The sequence below is a fragment of the Actinobacillus seminis genome (assembly GCF_002263215.1).
GTDB lineage: Bacteria > Pseudomonadota > Gammaproteobacteria > Enterobacterales > Pasteurellaceae > Actinobacillus_B > Actinobacillus_B seminis.
The window spans coordinates 120,723-137,666 of the sequence record NZ_NLFK01000007.1 but is presented as its reverse complement, the minus strand read 5'-3'; the positions used below and the strand labels follow the sequence as shown (position 1 = coordinate 137,666).

At 41.1% G+C, this 16,944-nt stretch carries 14 protein-coding genes; 8 read left to right on the top strand and 6 right to left on the bottom strand.

Going from position 1 to position 16,944, the window contains the following annotated elements; genetic code table 11:
- The 8 genes from CFY87_RS08175 to CFY87_RS08140 all read left to right on the top strand — a co-directional run bounded on the left by CFY87_RS08175 (position 1) and on the right by CFY87_RS08140 (position 5,382).
- Positions 1-357, top strand: a complete 357-nt coding sequence (locus CFY87_RS08175; RefSeq protein ID WP_094946711.1) for a diacylglycerol kinase — start codon at positions 1-3, stop codon at positions 355-357.
- A gap of 37 nt (positions 358-394) precedes the next feature.
- On the top strand, positions 395-649 hold the full coding sequence (locus CFY87_RS08170) for an FAD assembly factor SdhE (RefSeq protein ID WP_094946710.1): 255 nt from the start codon (positions 395-397) through the stop codon (positions 647-649).
- A 106-nt stretch (positions 650-755) separates the two neighbouring features.
- Positions 756-1,331, top strand: a complete 576-nt coding sequence (gene rpoE / locus CFY87_RS08165; RefSeq protein WP_094946709.1) for an RNA polymerase sigma factor RpoE — start codon at positions 756-758, stop codon at positions 1,329-1,331.
- A gap of 38 nt (positions 1,332-1,369) precedes the next feature.
- Positions 1,370-1,951: a sigma-E factor negative regulatory protein gene (locus CFY87_RS08160; protein ID WP_094946708.1), complete on the top strand. Its 582-nt coding sequence runs from the start codon at positions 1,370-1,372 to the stop codon at positions 1,949-1,951.
- A 73-nt stretch (positions 1,952-2,024) separates the two neighbouring features.
- Positions 2,025-2,981, top strand: a complete 957-nt coding sequence (gene rseB / locus CFY87_RS08155) for a sigma-E factor regulatory protein RseB (protein WP_094946730.1) — start codon at positions 2,025-2,027, stop codon at positions 2,979-2,981.
- Between the two features lie 8 nt (positions 2,982-2,989).
- On the top strand, positions 2,990-3,421 hold the full coding sequence (locus CFY87_RS08150; protein WP_094946707.1) for a SoxR reducing system RseC family protein: 432 nt from the start codon (positions 2,990-2,992) through the stop codon (positions 3,419-3,421).
- Between the two features lie 48 nt (positions 3,422-3,469).
- Entirely contained in the window at positions 3,470-3,976 is a 507-nt protein-coding gene (gene mobB / locus CFY87_RS08145; protein ID WP_094946706.1) for a molybdopterin-guanine dinucleotide biosynthesis protein B, read from the top strand.
- 14 nt (positions 3,977-3,990) lie between these two features.
- Positions 3,991-5,382, top strand: coding sequence for a DHA2 family efflux MFS transporter permease subunit (locus CFY87_RS08140; protein ID WP_094946705.1), 1,392 nt, complete (start codon positions 3,991-3,993; stop codon positions 5,380-5,382).
- 68 nt (positions 5,383-5,450) lie between these two features.
- Here CFY87_RS08140 and gdhA read toward each other — a convergent pair whose 3' ends face one another.
- The 6 genes from gdhA to CFY87_RS08110 form a co-directional block, all read right to left on the bottom strand.
- Complete coding sequence (gdhA, locus tag CFY87_RS08135; RefSeq protein WP_094946704.1) at positions 5,451-6,800, bottom strand: NADP-specific glutamate dehydrogenase; 1,350 nt, start codon at positions 6,798-6,800, stop codon at positions 5,451-5,453.
- A 253-nt stretch (positions 6,801-7,053) separates the two neighbouring features.
- Positions 7,054-7,857 (bottom strand): shikimate dehydrogenase, encoded by an 804-nt coding sequence (gene aroE, locus CFY87_RS08130; protein WP_094946703.1) that lies wholly within the window; start codon positions 7,855-7,857, stop codon positions 7,054-7,056.
- A 3-nt stretch (positions 7,858-7,860) separates the two neighbouring features.
- Complete coding sequence (gene tsaC, locus CFY87_RS08125) at positions 7,861-8,412, bottom strand: L-threonylcarbamoyladenylate synthase type 1 TsaC (RefSeq protein WP_094946702.1); 552 nt, start codon at positions 8,410-8,412, stop codon at positions 7,861-7,863.
- Positions 8,409-8,960, bottom strand: a complete 552-nt coding sequence (locus tag CFY87_RS08120; RefSeq protein ID WP_094946701.1) for a DNA topoisomerase family protein — start codon at positions 8,958-8,960, stop codon at positions 8,409-8,411. The genes tsaC and CFY87_RS08120 overlap by 4 nt, the downstream gene beginning before the upstream one ends.
- Before the next feature lie 218 nt (positions 8,961-9,178).
- Positions 9,179-15,889: a YadA-like family protein gene (locus tag CFY87_RS08115; RefSeq protein WP_094946700.1), complete on the bottom strand. Its 6,711-nt coding sequence runs from the start codon at positions 15,887-15,889 to the stop codon at positions 9,179-9,181.
- Positions 15,890-15,996: 107 nt separating this feature from the next.
- Entirely contained in the window at positions 15,997-16,659 is a 663-nt protein-coding gene (locus CFY87_RS08110) for an ESPR domain-containing protein (RefSeq protein WP_094946699.1), read from the bottom strand.
- Positions 16,660-16,944: the final 285 nt, after the last annotated feature.

Below are 16,944 nucleotides of genomic sequence, written 5' to 3'. Positions count from 1 at the left end.
ATGGAAAAAACAACGGGCTTGACCCATTTAATTAAATCGACCGGCTATTCGATAAAAGGCTTGAAAAGTGCGGTTAAAAATGAAGCGGCTTTTCGTCATGAGCTTTCTTTGGCGGTCATTTTAATTCCGCTGGCAATTTGGCTGGGTGAGGATAAGGTGGAGATGGCGCTGATGATTGGTTCGGTGCTGTTGGTGCTGGTGGTCGAGTTGTTAAACAGCGCGATTGAAGCGGTTGTGGATCGGGTTGGAACAGAGTACCATGAATTATCCGGTCGCGCGAAAGATTTAGGCTCGGCAGCAGTATTTATTGCGCTGGGCATTGTGGTGGCGGTCTGGGGATTGATGTTATTTTTTTGAATCCGAGATTGGATTTGATCTTGTTGGGTAACAAAGTATGGAAAAATACAATAAATTTCGCATTGAATGGGATTGTCGTCGGGGAATGTTGGAGTTGGATAAGGTGATTATGCCTTTTTTTCTGTTGCATTTTGACGCGTTGCCGGATGAGAAAAAAGACGTGTTTTTACGTTTGTTGGCTTGCTCGGATTTACAGTTATTTTCGTGGTTTTTTAATCGAATACCGGTATCCGATCTTGAATTACAAGAAATGGTAACTTATATACAAGAAAAATTAAATTTGCAAAATTGATCAATTTTTCTTAAAACGTTGAACTTTTTGAATTTCGTCCCGTCTAACTATAGGCAAGAGCTTGCTGTCTTTATATTAAGGCTTGTTAGGGGTGATAAGAGGTTATATGTCTGAGCAGCTAACGGATCAAGCTTTAGTAGAAAGAGTACAGCAGGGAAATAAGAAAGCGTTCAATCTATTGGTATCGCGTTATCAAAATAAAGTGGCCGGGTTGTTGACCCGTTACGTTTCACAAAATGATATTCCCGATGTTGTACAAGAGTCGTTTATAAAAGCATACCGCTCGATCGATTCTTTTCGTGGTGATAGTGCTTTCTACACGTGGCTTTATCGAATTGCAGTCAATACTGCAAAGAATTATCTGAGCGCACAAGGGCGCCGTCCGCCGAATGAAGATATTTTAGCAGAAGAGGCGGAAACCTATGATGTCGGTACAAATTTACGGGATGTGGATACACCCGAAAATGAAATGTTATCCAGTGAGTTAAAAAAGATTGTATTTGATACCATTAACGGTTTACAAGAAGATTTAAGAACAGCCATTACCTTACGTGAAATCGAAGGGTTGAGCTACGAAGAGATCGCTGACATTATGGATTGCCCGGTAGGAACGGTACGTTCGAGAATCTTTAGAGCAAGGGAAATTATTGAGACAAAAATAACACCTTTGTTACAGCGCTAATAAACATGTCGCTAAGGCAAACAAACTTGGAGTTTAAGATGCAAAAAGAGTTACTTTCAGCATACATTGACGGTGAAAACGTAAGTAACGAATTGATGGAAAAACTTTGTCAAGATGAAGCGTTACAACAATCTTGGGCAAATTTTCATGCCATTCGTGCGGTGATGCGTCAAGAAAGTGATGTTCTGTTAGGGACAGATTTTACTGCGAAGATGGAAGTGCTGATTGCGCAAGAAGAAACAGCGGTAGCAAAACCGATAGTTTCTCAACCGATACCGGCTGAAGTAGAAAAACTACCGTTTATGCAGAAATTCAAATCGCTTTGGGCGCCAATGGTGCAAGTTGCGGTAGCGGCATCTGTGTGTTTGGTCGCGGTATTTGGCGTGCAAAGTTTCAATGCAACGGATAATGCAAGTAGCACAGTGGACAATCCGGTCTTACAAACCTTACCGTTTAATAATTCCGTGCAAGAGGTAAGTTACAATGCGCCGACGCGTGATGTGGTGACCGCCGAGCAAATTGAGCAAAAAAAGAGACAGATTAGTTCCATGTTGCAGAATTATGAATTACAGCGCCGTGTTTATGCAGATGATTTGAGTTTGAATAGACACGGAAAATAATACTGCATCGATTTGGCAATTCACCACCATTTTGGTGGTGAATTTGCTTTAGATACAATAGGTTATGTTTATGATGTTAAAAGCTTTACAAAAATTGACCGCGCTTTCTTTGTTCTTAGGTGTTTGTGGGGTTTCTTTCGCAGAAGACAAATTTGAACCTAAAACCTTATTAGCGCAGATGAACCAAGCGACCAATCAATTAAACTACGAAATTGCTTTTGTTCAAACCACACCGGTGAATATGGAATCCTTGCGCTATCGTCATTTACATATCAATGGCAAAACCTATGCTCAATTAATCACCTTGGACGGTGTGCCGCAAGAAATTGTACAGCGTGATGGTTTAGTAAGTTATTTTCAACCAAATTATCCGTCATTTTCGATTAACAGTTACCATATTGTGGATAGTCTTCCAACTATTATGCGGATAAATTTGGATACCTTGGCGGAAAACTACGATTTTGTCAATATCGGGCGCAATCGTGTTGCTGACCATGTGGTACAAACTATCCGTATTTTGCCAAAAGATGATTTTCGTTATCAATATTTAGTGTTTATTGATGAAAACAGTAAATTATTGTTGCGTAGTGACATGTTAGATCGCGAAGGGAATTTGTTAGATCAATTCCGCGTGGTAAATATGTATGTGGGCGATGGATTAGAAAAATTATCCCATTATTTAGACAGCGTGACCTTTCCTCCCTTATTAAGCGAAAGTAATACTCAACATCAAAAAATTAAACTAAGTTGGCAACCGACTTGGTTGCCGAGAGGGTTCAAATTAGTAAATAAAAGTATTGAGATGAACGAGAGTAATCGTATAGAAAGCCAGTTATTTAGCGATGGATTATTTTATTTTACCGTGTATGTTTCCGAAAGTATTATTCCTGATGAACAGGAAAATGCTTGGCGACAAGGTCCAACAACTATTTATAGCGAAAGCAAAAATAATAGAGAAATAACCTTTATCGGTCAATTGCCGATTTCTACCGCTAAACGCATTGTGCAAGATATTCAATTTAAACCGTAAAATAAGGTATGTTAAGAGAAAATGCAGTGGTCGTCGATTATCAAAACGGGGTGGCGACGGTAAAATGTCACTCAAAGAGCGCTTGCGGACAATGCGCGGCAAAGTCCTCTTGCGGCACGGCGGCGCTTGCAGAATTAAACGGGGAGCATAGTGAACATATTTTTACTGTGGCAACTATCACGCCCGTGTCGATTGGTCAAACAGTGGAAGTGGGATTGGAGGAGCGTCCGCTTTTGTTTTCCATACTACTGGTTTATGTGATTCCGCTGGTGACCCTTTTGTGTGCTACACTTATCGGTGCATCTCTTTTTCTACAAGAGTGGATGAACGCGATGTTTATCTTTTTTTCAACCGCACTTTCTTTTGTTATCGTGCGTTTTTTGGTGCAAAAATTGCAACGTAAATCAGCTTATCAGCCAATTCTGCTACGCGTATTGTAATTTTGTGTTAGCATTAGCAAACACTTCTACAACTTTTCACAGGGTTTTATGATCAAATTACTAGGCATTACCGGTTATAGCGGTAGTGGAAAAACGACGTTACTTGAAAAATTGTTGCCACTGTTATCCGCAAAAAAACTGCGTGTGGCGGTGATTAAACATAGCCATCATAATGCACAAGTGGATAAAGCAGGGAAAGACAGTTGGCGCATGAAAGAAGCCGGCGCAAGCCAAGTGATTATGGCGTGTGCCGAGCGCTGGGCATTAATGACCGAAACGCCCCAAGCGGTTTCTTTACCCTATTTGGCACAACAATTTGATCCCAAATTAACCGATTTGATTTTGGTAGAAGGATTTAAGGAGGAACCCATCCCGAAAATCTTATTGCATCGTCAAGGGATGACAAAACCTTTGCCGGAAATTGATGGAAATGTGGTGGCGCTGGTAACGGATTATGAAGTAGAAAGTACTTTGCCAAGATTAAATATTAATCACCCGTATGCGGTGGCGATATTTATTTACCAATGGTACGAAATGGCAAAAAGAGCAGTGTAAACTAGGATAGTTTTATGAAAAAGGAAGCAAGTTATCGCGGTTTGGCGTGGATCGCAGCGATGGCATTATTTATGCAAACGCTTGATTCCACCATTTTAAACACTGCTCTACCGGCAATTTCTCGTAATTTAAATGAATCACCGTTGAATATGCAGCCGGCGATTATTAGCTATGCCTTAACTGTGGCGCTTTTTATTCCCTTAAGCGGCTGGCTGGCGGATCGTTTCGGTACGCGTAATGTATTTTGTTTTTCTGTCACCGTGTTTGTATTAGGATCGATTGCCTGTTCGTTTTCTTATTCCTTGGATATGTTGGTCTTTTCGCGCGTTTTGCAAGGCGTTGGTGGTGCGTTAATGATGCCGGTGGCGCGCTTATCCATGTTGCGTTCGATTGAAAAATCTCAATTGCTTGCAGCGTGGAATTTGACTGCCATGGCGGGGCTTATTGGGCCGGTTGTTGGACCGATTTTAGGCGGTTGGTTGGTGACTTATGCCACTTGGCATTGGATCTTTTTGATCAATATTCCTATCGGCATACTCGGCATTATTGCAGCGTATTTTTATATGCCAAATGTCAAAGAAAAAGTGCCGAAATTGGATTGGAAAGGCTTTGTGTTATTTGGCGGTGGATTAGTGGCGTTAACTCTTGGTATGGAGTTGGTGGCGGAAAATTCTGTGTCGCGTATAGAAAGTCTGTCTGTGATTACTGCCGGTGTGATTTTATTATCGTTATATTATGCCTATGCCGGAGTGAATGATAATGCTCTTTTGCCACGCTCGTTATTTTTGGTGAGAACTTTTCGTATCGGCGTTGTGGCGAATTTGATTATTCGTTTATTTAGTTCCAGTACGCCTTTCCTGTTACCATTAATGTTACAAGTGGCATTTTTATATGACGCGGAAACTACCGGTTGGATGATGACGCCGATTGCAATAAGTTCGGTGTTGGGACGACCGTTTATTAGCCGTATTTTAGTCGCAATCGGATATAAAACGACACTGATCGGCTTTGGTATTTCAATGGGCTTGGCGATTTTTACCATGAGTCATTTTACGCCGGAGACGTCGATATGGGTGATGGCATTGGTTTTGGTGTGGTATGGATTTAGTATGTCGTTGGTTTTCACCGCGGTCAATACGCTTACCATTAGTGATCTTGCGCCGCATCAAACCAGCGGCGGTTCGACTATGTTGAGTGTCTCACAACAAGTGGGGATAAGTTTCGGGATTGCGGTGTCGTCTGTGATTTTAAGTTTATATCGTGATGCGATTGGTGAAACGGGCGAACAATTGCAACAAGCCTTTAGTTATACCTTTTTGACTACGGTCATTTTTGTGGTGATTTTAGTGGCGTTTTTATTGCGTTTGAAAAAAACGGATGGCGATAGTTTACGCGTGCGTTCCTAAGTGAACATAAGAAAATAAAAGGCATAGTTTTTACCATGCCTTTGTCGTTTTTTTAGCTTGTCTAAATATTAATAAACACCTTGCGCCAACATGGCATCTGCGACTTTCACAAAGCCCGCAACATTAGCACCTACCACATAGTTAATGTTGGCTTGACCCTCTACGCTACCGTATTTTTTACAGTTAGCATGAATATCTAACATAATACGTTTTAATTGCGCATCCACTTCTTCCGCCGTCCAATATAAACGTTGGGAACTTTGCGCCATTTCAAGCCCGGATGTTGCCACACCGCCTGCATTTGCCGCTTTACCCGGTCCGAATAAGACGCCGGATTCAAGGAATAAATCGGTAGCTTCGATAGTGGTTGGCATATTGGCACCCTCTGCCACTAATTGGACACCGTTTGCAATCAAGGCTTTCGCATCCGCTAATTCCAATTCGTTTTGGGTTGCGCAAGGAAGCGCAATGTCCACTTTCACCTCCCAAGGACGTTTTCCTTCCACATAGGTTAAACCGAATTGTTGCGCATAATCTTTCACACGACCACGTTTCACGTTTTTAATTTCCAATAATGCCGCTAATTTTTCTTTATCAAAACCGGCTTCATCATAAACATAGCCCGCGCTGTCGGAACAAGTGACCACTTTTGCACCTAACTCCAACGCTTTTTCAATAGCGTATTGCGCCACATTACCGGAACCGGAAACTGAAACGGTTTTGCCTTGGAATGATTGACCTTTTTCTGCCAGCATGGCTTGTGCAAAATACACTAAACCATACCCCGTCGCTTCCGGACGAATTAAACTACCGCCGAAAGATAAACCGCGACCGGTGAACACACAAGCAGCCTGGTTGGATAATTTTTTCATATAACCGGCAAGATAACCGACTTCACGACTGCCTACACCGATATCGCCCGCCGGTACGTCGGTATCCGCACCCACGTGACGATATAATTCTGCCATTAACGCTTGGCAAAAACGCATCACTTCCGCATCGGATTTGCCTTTTGGATCAAAATCCGACCCCCCTTTACCGCCACCCATTGGCAAGGTAGTGAGTGCGTTTTTGAAAATTTGTTCAAACCCTAAGAATTTTAAGATGGATAAATTCACGGATGGGTGGAAGCGCATACCGCCTTTGTAAGGACCGATGGCGCTGTTATATTGCACACGGAATGCACGGTTAACCTGTACTTGACCTTTATCATCAGTCCAAGCAACACGGAATTGGAAAGCGCGCTCCGGCTCCACTAAACGTTCTAATAAGGCCTCAGAACGGTATTTCGGATTTTTTTCTAAGAAAGGCCAGATAGAAGTTAGTACTTCGCGTACTGCTTGCAAAAATTCCGGTTGATTACCATCGCGTTTTTCTACTTTAGCTAGAAATTCCTCTAATGAAATTTGGCTCGACATAATATAAGTTTCCTTCTAAAAGAATCAATGTTGTTTGAATAATAATTAAAAATAGCTCGTTGGCTTTTGATAATATCTACTAAAAACCGGTTTAAATGTAAATGATTTTATGAGGCTAATATCATAAAAAATAAAATATATTAAATTTATTTAATATATTTATCTTTTTATTAAAGATAATCTAATTTTTATGCCAAATAAACGGAGAGATGCCTAAAAAATCAACAAAGAGAGTATATTAGCCCTTCGGGCTTTAAAGATTGTCGAATAGCGGTTGTACATCCGGCATCACACCGCGCCACAAAAAGAAAGAATGAGCCGCTTGTCCAATGAGCATCCCCAATCCGTCGCTGAACCGCTTGGCGCCCGCTTGTTTGGCAAGGGCGATAAACGGGGGATCGCTATCTTTAGCATATTGCATATCATAAACTGCACCACATTTTTGCAAAAGTGCGGTGGAAATATTCACGGTTTTGCCTTGCAAACCAAGGGAAGTGGCATTAATGATCAAATCAAATTTCAGATCTGGAATATGGTCTAAGTCAACCGTCTGAATTTCGCCATATTGGGCAAATTTACGCGCTAATTCTTGTGCTTTGGGCAGCGTACGGTTGGCAAGGGTGATGTTTTGCTGCGCTTGTAATAATGGCAACAATACGCCTTTGGTTGCACCGCCCGCGCCTAATATCAACACGGATTGATTGGGCTTTAGCCGGTCTAAACGCGCCAAATCACTCACTAGTCCCGCCCCATCAGTATTGTCGGCATAAAGTGAGCCGTCATCCAAGCGTTTTAAGGTATTACAAGCCTCGGCTAACAAACAACGTTCACTGTATTGCTGCGCTAATTTAAAGGCGCGCTCTTTAAAGGGGGCAGTGATATTACAGCCTTTTGCGCCGGCAGCAAAAAAATCCAGCAATTGTTGTTCAAAATGCTGCTCGTCGCCTAATATGGCAGTATATTCCAAGGTTTGTTGCGTTTGTTGTGCAAATTGTCGATGAATAAGTGGGGACTTACTTTGTGCAATCGGATTGCCCCACACCGCATATTGATCCATAAATTATCCTTGTCTAAAAAGTTGTTGGGTAAATAGATCCCGAATTTCGGAGGGATTTTGCGCCTCGCCTACTGCCATGTCCAATACCGGAAATTCATCACCGAATTGCTGTTTGACTTCCTCGGCGGTTTTACATGGCGTTAAGCCGGATAAATTGGCACTGGTGGAGGTCAGGGCAAAACCGGTTTGTTCGCACAGTTGTTTGACCGCTGGATGAGGGCATAACCGAATGGCAATGCTGTCAAATTTGCCGGTTAAAAAACGTGGTGTTGTTGCCGCTGCCGGCACGACCCACGTCGTCGGATGATCATAATACTCGGTTAAACGTTGCCAATGCAACGGAGTAAATTCGCGCGTATCCATAAAAAGTTGTAGATAACTCAACTCTGGCGCCACTAAAATCAGCCCTTTATCCACAGGGCGTTGTTTTAAAATCAATAATTTTTCGACCGCACTTTCACTAAGCGGATTACAGCCCAAGCCAAAAACCGCTTCGGTAGGGTAGGCGACGACATGATTTTGTTTTAATTGAGTAATAATTTGTGCAATATTCATTTTTCTACTTCAAATACACAACGACAGATTTTATTGGTACAAAGCCAAGTGCGGTGTGTTTCTGTTTCCTTTTTTAAGATAGCGACATCGCCATGACATTGCGGGCAACGAACCGGATAGGGTTTGCCGGCGAGGGTAAATTTACATTTTGGAAACCGATCACAGGCGTAAAAAATTTTGCCTTGTCGTCCGCGTCTGGCAACCAGATTCCCTTGCTGACAATCGGGGCAGATGAGGGGGTTGTCTTCGTTTTCCGGTACTTGTTCATGAACCACAAAATCACATTCCGGATAATGGCTACAACCAATAAACATCCCAAAATGCCCTTGTTTTAATTGCAAAAAATGACCGCACTTTGGACAACTTTCGTCGAGATTTTTGATGATTTTCGGCGTAAATTGCGCTTGTAACGGTTTTAAATAATCACAAGCCGGATAGGCGCTACAGCCTAAAAAAAGCCCTTTTTTGCCTTGTTTTATCTGTAGCAATGCGCCACATTGCGGGCAATGCTCTTGATGTTTGGTGGACTGAAAAAGCGAATTTGACATAGCGATGACGATTTAACAAAACGAGTATTGAGATTAACAATAAATTCCCGTTTTTACAAGATGAAGCATTGCAAACGCGCCAAATTGCTTTATCGGTTTCAAGTGAAATTAAAAGGACTCAGCTCTGTGAAATACAGAACTCAGTCCTTGAATTAAATGAGACTAACTTTTTTGGAGCAGATCAATTCATCACTGCTTTTTTTAGGGCAAACCTCGGCCTACCACTTCCAACCAACACCCACACCGCCGCCGAAGTCGCCGACAGAGTTACTGTTACCGTGTAATTTCAACAGAACTTTACCGTTATCACTCACACGAGAATAGCCTAAAGCGACCGCACTTTGACCTTTATAAGTACCGGCAGAGACAGCAAGCAGTGAGCTACCCGGTATCGATATAGTTGGTAATGCCGCCGCTGCATTTGCTCCTGCAATCCCTGCTCTTAGGTTTTTATCGGTGGTTTCCAATTTATGTGCAGTTTGTGAATGCAGGCTATCCACATACCCCTTGTTAACCACGGCATTCGGTGAAGAGTTCGGCGTTAAATCCGGCACTCTGATTTCTCCTTTCTCCCCGTCAATCTCAATACGTTGACCTTGCGGGTTGGTCAAGGTTAATCCGCTTGGCGTCAAAGTCGCACTGTGCTTACCGTCAGTCAATCTCACGCCGTCTACCCCATATTGTGCCGATTTGCCGTCTTTATGAGTTACCCGTAATCCGTTGCCGTCAAGACGGGATTTATTCCCCTCTGCGGTTTCTTTGGTTTCAAAAGAGGTCATGTTTTTCAACTTATCGGACAGTTTGACTTCCAGTCCCGTCGCGGAGGCGTCCACTTTAATATTGCCCGCCGCCGTGGTCGCACTGTTAAACTCGCCCTCGCCTTTGATGGTCAATTTCTCTCCTAAATTTTTATGCACCGGTACGCCGTCATTGCCCTCGAAATTTAACCCTGCCTGACCTAAGGCTTTCAAATCTTGCAGATTGGCAGCTCGCTTAACATCAATTGAGGAATCACCTGACAACAACTTATTGACTGCGTCATCTTTTGTGGCTAATGCGATTTGATACGCTTTTTGCTTATCTTTCAAGGATTTTTGCAACGGTTCAATTTCGGCTTGCAACGCTTTAACTGCTTCATTAGCTTTTGTCAATTCATTTCCAAGCTCTGCCAATTTGGTTTTTTCGACGTCAAGGTTAGCTTTAGCTTTCGCTTTCGCCACCTTTTCTTCCTCTGTGCTGTCAGGCATCAAGTTCCACGCCGTTTCAAGGGCGTTAATCGCAGAATCTTGGGCATTTTTCGCCGTTTCAAGGGCATTCACTTCTTGACGTTTGCTCAACATCTCACCCACTTTCGCCGTCACCGCTTTAGCCTCAGTTTTCACTGCTTCGCCTGCATTTTTCACGTTTTCAGCTTGCTCTTTTGCTTTATCGGCATCAATACCCAAACCACTTGCCACGTTGCCCAGCACTACAGGTTTATTGGCTTCACCACTGGTATTGACCAGAGAAAGTTGCGGAGTATCTACCGCACTTTTATCCGCTTTCGGTGTACCGTTATCCTCAACATCTCCGGCTTTATAGTATTTACCGTCGTTGGCTTTCACCAAACGTTTGCCTTTATCATCGGTAAACACCACTGCTCCCGCCTCGCCGTTACGCAAGGCATTGGCTTTGTCGTTGGCGTTTTGTCCATTCAAACTGTCTTTACCGGTTAAACCTTTCATCGCCATTGAATCCGCTTCCAGTCCCGATTTTCCGTCTTTACCGTCCGCAAAAACCATTTTCTTCGCTTTCGGAGTGTCTGTAGAGCTTGGATCATCAATCCATTTCGCCCCTGTAGCTTTGACAAGCTGTCCGCCATTGATCGCATCTTTGGAGTCAGTCGATAACTTGCCATCAGCAATATTGCTTACAACCATGGCTTTTGGCTCAGCCTTAATCACGACCTCGCTTTGTTTGTCCTTAATAGACGAAACAACATCTTTGCCATCTTTGGTGTATTTTCCTTTATCGCCAGCAGTCGCACCGGCAACATATGTTGCACCTTCTAAGTCTTCAGGCTCATAGAATTGACCATCTTGACCTCTCACCACTTTTTTATTGTCTAAATAATAATCAAATGGTCTATTTGAATTGGCTGATGAGAGTTTTTGATCAAGTTTTTTAACTTCCGTATCCACATAGTTTTTATTGGCGACACTTGAATCGTCAGCCTTATCATCTAAATCAGCAAGTCCGGTAATCGCACCTATATATTTACCATCAGCACCTTTACCAAAAGCAAGGGTCGCTGTTTCTTTACCATTGTCATTTTTGGTCGTTAAACTCACCGCACTTGTACCATCTTTGCCATGGACAGTTAAGCCGTCTTTACCATAGTGCGTATGGGTTTTGTAGCTACTGGTATCGCTATTATCACCCACGGTTAAACCTTTATCGTTCAAGGTCGCAATAGTCGGGTTACCATCTTTACCTTTCAATGTAATTGCATTGCCGTTGATATTAACAGTATTACCTTTGTCGTCTTTAAACTCGGCGGATTTTAAGCCTTTTAAATCCTCACTGAGGGAGACCTCTAATTTGGTCTTCGTGCTATCGGCTTTCACCGCAATATTACCGTCCGTGTCTTTAAAATCAGCCACTTTTTCTTTCGTTAAACCCTGCCCGACGATCTCTAATGTTTCACCTAAGTTTTTGTGAACAAGGCTATCACTGTTATTACCGGCAAAGTTTAATCCTGCTTGTGCGACAGCTTTTAAGTCGGCAACATTCACGGCTTTATGCGATGAATCTTTATCAAGCTCGCCTGCCACAAGCTCTTTCACCAAATCACGTTGTTTGCCTTGTGCAGCTGAAGCAATGCCACTGTCTTTAATATCATCAATGCCCAATCCAGATTTGAGGTTATCAATCACAACAGGGGATGACTTAGTGCCATTGGTGCCTTTACCGCCTAAAGTGATGGATGTTTTTGTGTCATCATCATATTTCACTGCCACTTTCTCCGCTTCGGAGTGTTGTGCGGTGACTTGCTCTACAATAGCCTTGGCAACCGCAGACAAGTCTTGAACATTGACAGCATTTTTTACCTTATTCTCTTCAGGTGTTCCGGCAAGTACCTTGTCAAGGATGGCTTTATTAGCTGCTTTAGCTTCCTCGACTTTTTTCTTCGCCTCTTCGGTATCATTAGCTTCTGGTACTTTTTGCAAGCCTAAACCGTCGGCAAGATTTGTTAATGCTATAGGATTATCTATCTTACCATCTGTACTTGTAAGTGCTATTTTTTTACTTTCAACAGGGCTAGGAGTTGTAGTTCCTTCTGTAGATGCACTTCCACCATTACTTGGTGCAGTTCCTGTTGATGGTGTAGTAGGTGTATTGCTACCATTTATAACGTTTCCGTTTTTATCAATATCACTTTCCTTATAGTATTTATCATCATTAGCTTTTGCTAATTTATTCCCATCATTATCAACAAATACTATACCTTCTAATATACCGCCTTTTCCTTTTAATGAATTTAGGAAGTCTTTTTCAGTGGTATTATTTCCATTACCTTGTTCTTTGATTTTTGCTTCTTTCCATACTTCATAGGCTGATTTTCCAGGTTGCCCTTGAGGCCCTTGTGGTCCTATTGCACCTGCCGGTCCAGTTTCTCCCGGATCTCCTTTGTCTCCTTTCGGTCCTTGTATTCCAGGTTTTCCTTCAGGCCCTCTTTCTCCATCTTTTCCAGCTGGTCCTTGTGGTCCTGGTGCTCCAGCTTCTCCTCTTTCACCTTTATCACCTTTTGCACCATCTTTTCCAGCTGGTCCTGCTGGTCCCATTGGTCCTTGTTCACCTTTTGCTCCAGTGTCTCCTTTTTCACCTTTTGGTCCAGCCTCACCTTTTGGTCCCACTGGTCCTTGTGGTCCTGCTTCTCCTCTTTCTCCTGCATCCCCCTTAGGTCCTTTTAATGCTTTATTTTTCTTTATTTCTTCTTCATTTAGTTCTACTAGTAAGTATTTTTCTCCACTGTTTCCATTAACAGATTTCTCAGTTACTTTAAATTCTTTTCCAAACGTTATTTTACTTACACCATTTCCTACTTGAGTACCTATTCCTGAAGTTCCATTTTGTCCCCCACTTCCAGATGAACTACCTGAAGTTGTACTATTTTGAGTATAAAATGTTGGTATTAAAGATACCGCTCTTTTTAACTGCGCCACATTCACTGCGTCTGTATCTTGTGTTCCTGCAGCAAGTCCTGTTATTTGTCTAGTATGTGTTGTATCTCCTATAGAAAGCGCTCCTAAATTAGCTTTCCATTTTATATCACTTGATGTGCTATACGTATTTGTTAACGGATCATAACCTTTTGAGTTATCACCACTTAACATCCTATCTGAAATAGAATAAGACCCAAGTGCTATTCCATCGCTTATTGTTACTCTAGCTGCTTCATTATCGTTACTTCCTCCAGACCCTATCGCAACACCTCTTAGCCCAGTTACATTCGCTCTATTACCTATAGCTACTGCTCCTGTTTCGCTTGCATTAGCATTTCCACCTAAAACTACAACGTCAGTTATTTTTTTACTATTGTTATACGCATTTGATTTATTACCTATAACTATTGCCCATTCTGATGCTATTTTATCAGCTCCTTCTGCTTTAGTATTTGAATTATCTCCTATTACTATATTTGCATTACCTTCTGATTTTGAATTACCTAAAGCTATTGAGTTTTTAGCAGTTGCACTAGCACCTACCCCTATTGCAATCGAATCAAAACCTTTTGCACCATCATTTTTAAAGTTACTTAATTTTAATTCTGCTTTTTTATCTTCAGGAATTAATCGATCAGTCACCGTACTTTCGTTGTCTTTACTATATGCTTGCTCAATTTCACCGTAAATTCTATTTAAGTGTTCTTTTCTTCTTTGTTTTTTAGCTTCCTCTGTTGTTAGTGTGTCAGGAAGTAATAAATTATAATTCTTAGCGTCTTCACTTTTTAAATGAGAGGCGGCATCTTTAAAATCCGTATATTTTTTCTCATACTGTGCCAGTTTATTTTCAAGACTTGTTAAGCTAATCGTTTCTTGGTTAGCATCTCGTCTGGCTTTTAATTTTAAATAGTCTTTTTTGATCTTAGTATAGTTCTTATAGTCTTGCTCTTTAGTAACGAGCTTACTATATTCACTACGCCCTTTTACAGACACATAATGCGTTCCCAGATTCGTGTTATCATCGTCTTCTGCTAATGTATTTCCATACAAGATAGCTTCTTCTAAGGCTCTTAATTGAGATACGTTGACCGCATCGGTATCGCTCGCACCCGGTGCGACATTGACGATACGTCTTTCAGCATTCTTTCCACCCACTGACAAATAGCCGATTCTTTCTGATGAAGGTATTGATATGGCATTTTTAGGTGCCCATCCGCCTTGTGCCATTTCCGTTTGAGTATAGTCAGTTACCGAATTCACACCCAATGCGATGGAATCTGAAAAAGAGGCTTCCGCACCATTACCAATTGCTATTGCGTTTTTAACAGGTATTTTAAAATCTGAATTTTTCCGGTTTTTTTGCTTTTTATTTTCAGCATTCATCAATTCCACTGGCATTTCACCTAGCACTTTTGTGCCAATACCTAACGCTATTGATTTATCAGCCTCAACTAAAGCCTGTATCCCAAATGCAATAGATTTTTCTCCTAACACTCTTGAAAAATTACCAATTGAAAATGAAGAATCTTTTTGTGCAAACGCAAATCTACCCAGTGCAAGTGAGTTATCGGCTTTGGCATAGGAAAATCTTCCTAAAGATATCGCATTATCCCCCAAAGCAACAGAATATGACCCAATAGCTATCGCACCTTGATTAGGCAGTCCGTCTTTGTCTCTTGATTGCTCCGCTTTTAGCTCGCCTGTTCCTTTTTGTTTTGTTGTTTTCGCAAGGAAATATTTCTTACCTAAATCTTGTATTTCTTGCGTATGCCCTTTTTCGTATAATTTTTCAATATCCAATTGATCTTCATGTAACGCCACAGTTGCATTCCCTAAACCAAATTTGGTTTTGGTAATCCCTCTATTATTAAACTTATCATCCATTTTAATATTGGCAAAGGTATGATCCCCCAATGCTAGAGAGCCTCTTCCACCTGCAAATGAATTTGCACCAAATACCATCGATCCGGTGTTAATCGCTTGCACAGTATTACCTATACCGATTGAATCATTAGAATACACATAAGAGTGATTACCCACAGCTAGAGATTTTTCCCCAAATGCTAATGTATTTGAACCTATTGCTGTTGAATAATCTCTTGCCGCTAGTGCAAATGTTCCTAATGCTGTTGAGTTTTTACCAAACCCAATTGAACGAGAACCGATAACGATAGCATTCGCCCCTCTTGCCCAAGTATGGCTTTTGTACTTCTTGCTTTCAGGTTTAGCCAAATATTCCTTATATTTATCATCAATTTCTTTTTTATGTAATTCGTATCGTTTCCAGTCTGACAGTTTTTTGATTTCTTTTGCTTCATCGCTATTATGTTTAATTAATTTTTTATATTTATCATTACCATCAAACTCATGGAAATTCTCATCAAAAGAAGAATCGTAAACATAATAGCCGTTGTTGTAATCAGGTTTATTTTTCCCATTTACCATAGTTTCTTTTCTAATATATATCCGCCCATCACTTCTTGAAATATGAATTCCATCTTCACCAAATAAAATACTGTCTCCATCGGCGTACACAGGTAAATTTTGATTCTCATGCTTTTTTTCAAAGTCTGTCGCAGCATAAGAGCTTGTATCATTAAAATCCGCCCTTGCGTTATAATAGAGTCTAAAAATATCTCTACTTAATACAGATTCATCGCCTGCCGCATTATCAGACCCAATCGCAATAGAAGAATCTCCCCAAGCAACAACATCATTCCCCATTGCCGTTGCTTCATTTCCTCTTGCATATGATTTATAACCAATCGCTGTCCCTTCACGGTTAAGTGATTCTTTTTGTTCTTTTGTTAATACATCCTTTTTAAAATTTTCTAAAATATCTTTTCTCTTTTTTCCTTAACCTGATGCAGTGTTCCAGTTACTTGATCATATTGTTCTTTATAGTGCTTATATTGAGGCTCATATAATTTTGACTTGGCATAACTATCTGAAATCTCTCCATTTGCGGCATGTTGCCCTGCTACAGCTTGATAACCCATAACCGTTGCACCATCTCCCCCTGCAACCGCACGTGAACCTACGACAACAATTTCATCAAAATCCATATTTTTATACTTCGTTTTATTTCCAGTCTTATTATGTTTACTTGATAGTATAACGGCGTCGTTTTTAACAGTACCATGTTCCCCATTTGCTCCATCACCAAACCAAATTTTTGAGCTTCTATTAATTATATTCATATTATCGTAATTAAGCTTTTTATTCTTATCTTTATCTTTTTGATCTTCCTGTGTCCAATCTGTATCTATCCACAAATTTGCCCCATACGCCACTGAAGACAACAGCCCACTCATCACCAACGCCAACGGCAGGACCTTAAACGCCCCTAACATACCGCCGAAAAACACACCGCACTTCGGCTGACTTCCCGCCGCCTCAACACGGCTCGCTACCTGACGGTTATTCGCTAATTCAGACACCACTTTGGTTTGTCCAGTTGTTACATCGTATTTTGTTTTGAAGATTTTGTTCATAATTTGTTCTCTTTAAGCTTTTAAAATTAGGTTTTTTTATTGATTTATTTTGTTGATTTTTTAAACTTTTTTACGGTTGTTTATTGATTTAAACGCTTTGCTTTTTGGATAGATTGATAAATAAATCTGCGATGCCTTGCTTTTTAAGACAAAGCAGAAAAAGGCGAATAATACTTTCGCCGAAAGGTTGAGGTTGAAATAGGTGATTTTTAAGATATTGTTTGAATATGTCCAACCTCTCAAAATTAACTTGAAAGGTTAATTTTAGGCAATATGCTAGGCTGT